The organism is Micrococcus sp. LASM2_SD2 (assembly GCF_057364565.1).
Genome location: NZ_JBNFOB010000289.1, coordinates 1 through 2448, shown reverse-complemented (window position 1 = coordinate 2448; position 2448 = coordinate 1). Strand labels below are relative to the sequence as shown.

Below are 2448 nucleotides of genomic sequence, written 5' to 3'. Positions count from 1 at the left end.
CCTGTGGGCCGCCCGCACCGTCCCCGGCGCCACCCGTCCGGTGGAGTCCGAGCTGGACGCCCTCCTGCTGGGCTACGTGGTGGCCGCCTGGGCGGGCACACAGGACCGCCCGGTGGTGATGCACTCGGACTCCCGTGCGGCCCTGGCGCTGCTGCGGGACGCGGTGGCCGAGCCCCTCACCCTCGGCGGCGCCCGCGGGGACCGGGTCCGGAAGTCGCTGCGGCACCTGCTGGAGATCCGCGACTACATCGGGACACTGGGCAAGACCGTGAAGGTGCGCTGGATCAAGGGGCACGTGGGCCATCACGGCAACGAGCTCGCGGACGCCCTGGCGCGGTCCATCGCGCGCAACACCCTCGCCGGCACCGGCCGGGACGAGCAGGTGGACCGGCTGGACCGGATCGCCCGCGCCTGGGAGGGCCTGGCCTCCGGTCACATGGACTGCGACGAGGTGGACATCCCCACCGGCTGAGACCGGGACCCGCTCCCCCTGCGGCACGCGTCTGACGTGCCGGGATTCCCCAGTAGGGTGGCGTTCCATGGAAGCACTCACCGACGCCGTCACGGCGTTCAATGACATCTACTGGTACGTGGTGATCGCCCTCCTGGTGGTCGCCGGCGTGCTCTTCACCGTCCGCACGCGTGCGGTCCAGTTCCGGATGCTGCCGGAGATGGTCCGCTCGGTCCTGGCCAAGCCGACCGACGAGGAGAAGGCGGACGGCGTGTCCGCCTTCCGCGCGTTCACCATCTCCGCGGCCTCCCGCGTGGGCACGGGCAACGTGGCCGGCGTGGCCATCGCCATCGTGATCGGCGGCCCGGGCGCCGTGTTCTGGATGTGGCTGCTGGCCCTGTTCGGCGGCGCCACCGCGTACATCGAGTCCGCCCTGGCCCAGCTGTACAAGCGCCGCGGCCACGACGGCTTCGTGGGCGGCCCGGCCTACTACATCAAGCACGGCCTCGGGCAGGGCTGGATGGCGGTCCTGTTCGCCGTGATGATCACCCTGACCTACGGCTTCGTGTTCAACGCGGTGCAGTCGAACTCCATCTCCGAATCCGTGGTGGCCAACTGGGGCGAGACCTTCACCCTGGGCGGCATGACCTTCTCCTGGCCGTGGGTGATCGGCATCGGCCTGGCCGTGCTGACGGGCGCCGTGATCTTCGGCGGCGTGCGCCGCCTGTCCGCGGTGACCAACGTGATCGTCCCGGTCATGGCGTCGGCCTACATCCTGGTGGCCCTGTTCGTGGTGGCCCTCAACATCACCGAGGTCCCGGCCATGATCACCCACATCGTCCGTCACGCCCTGGGTCTGGAGCAGGTCACCGGCGCCGCGGTCGGCATGGCCATGATCATGCAGGGCGTGCGCCGCGGCCTGTTCTCCAACGAGGCCGGCATGGGCTCGGCCCCGAACGCCGCCGCCACCGCCGCGGTGTCCCACCCCGCCAAGCAGGGCTTCGTGCAGTCCCTGGGCGTCTACTTCGACACCCTGATCGTCTGCTCCGCCACCGCGTTCATCATCCTGCTGTCCAACCCGGCCTACGGCGACGGCGAGGCCGTCGGCATGGCGGTCACCCAGTCCGCGCTGGGCTCGCAGGTGGGCGCGTGGGCCGGCCCGTTCCTGACGGCGGTCATCTTCTTCCTGGCCTGGTCCTCCGTGCTGGGCAACACCTACTACGGCGAGGCGAACATCCAGTTCATGGCCGGCGCGAAGGCCCCGGCGTTCATCACGGCGTTCCGCGTGCTGGTGCTGCTGTGCGTGGTGGGCGGCGCGCTCGGCGAGGTGCTGCTCGTGTGGTCCCTGGCGGACACGTTCTCCGCGCTGATGGCGACCATCAACCTGGTGGCGATCATCCCGCTGGGCGGGCTGGCCATCAAGATGCTGAAGGACTACGAGGACCAGCGGAAGCAGGGCCTGGACCCGGTGTTCCGCGCCGCCTCCCTGCCTGAGGCCAAGGGCGTGGAGCTGTGGCGCGAGGGCGAGACCACGGCCATGAGGACCGTGCCGGGCGATCCGGCCGGCGGCGAGTACTGGCCGGGCCGTCAGCGCCACAGGGGTGGTGCGGGCGGTTCGCACCAGGCCTGATCTCCGAGGACTCTGGGGATCTGCACAGGCAGCGCACGCTGGCCCTGCTCGGGGCGGAGTCGTAGCGTAGGCCGTTCCACAGCATCCGACGATCGAAAGGATCCGATCATGTTCCGCATCGGCAAGCGCATCGGCAAGAACACCACCGCCTCCGTGGGCCGTGGCGGCCCCCGTGTGGGTCGCCGCTTCGGCATCTTCAACGTCTCGAACCGCGGCGTCGGCATCAGCTGGCGTTCGCTGTTCGGCCGCGGCCGCTGAACTCTGCGGGCGCGTCGGCGCAGCGTCACCTGGCGCTCCCGCGCCGCGTCTGAGGCCCGACGACGGCACTCGCCCCCGCCTTCCCGCGCACCCTGTGCGTGTTGGTCGG

Annotated in this window: 3 protein-coding genes; all 3 read left to right on the top strand. The window is 70.8% G+C overall.

The genetic code is table 11. From position 1 onward, the window contains the following. The coding region (locus tag AC2W7A_RS11535) for an RNase H family protein (RefSeq protein ID WP_485991474.1) at positions 1-472 on the top strand (472 nt) is incomplete at its 5' end. 67 nt (positions 473-539) lie between these two features. After that, positions 540-2081, top strand: coding sequence for an alanine/glycine:cation symporter family protein (locus AC2W7A_RS11530; protein WP_485991473.1), 1542 nt, complete (start codon positions 540-542; stop codon positions 2079-2081). A 108-nt stretch (positions 2082-2189) separates the two neighbouring features. Continuing rightward, positions 2190-2339: a hypothetical protein gene (locus AC2W7A_RS11525; RefSeq protein WP_485991472.1), complete on the top strand. Its 150-nt coding sequence runs from the start codon at positions 2190-2192 to the stop codon at positions 2337-2339. Positions 2340-2448: the final 109 nt, after the last annotated feature.

Excerpts from the sequence above, each read along its gene's own strand:
- AC2W7A_RS11530 (WP_485991473.1), top strand. The coding sequence starts at position 540 with ATGGAAGCACTCACCGACGCCGTCACGGCGTTCAATGACATCTACTGG.
- AC2W7A_RS11525 (WP_485991472.1), top strand. The coding sequence starts at position 2,190 with ATGTTCCGCATCGGCAAGCGCATCGGCAAGAACACCACCGCCTCCGTG.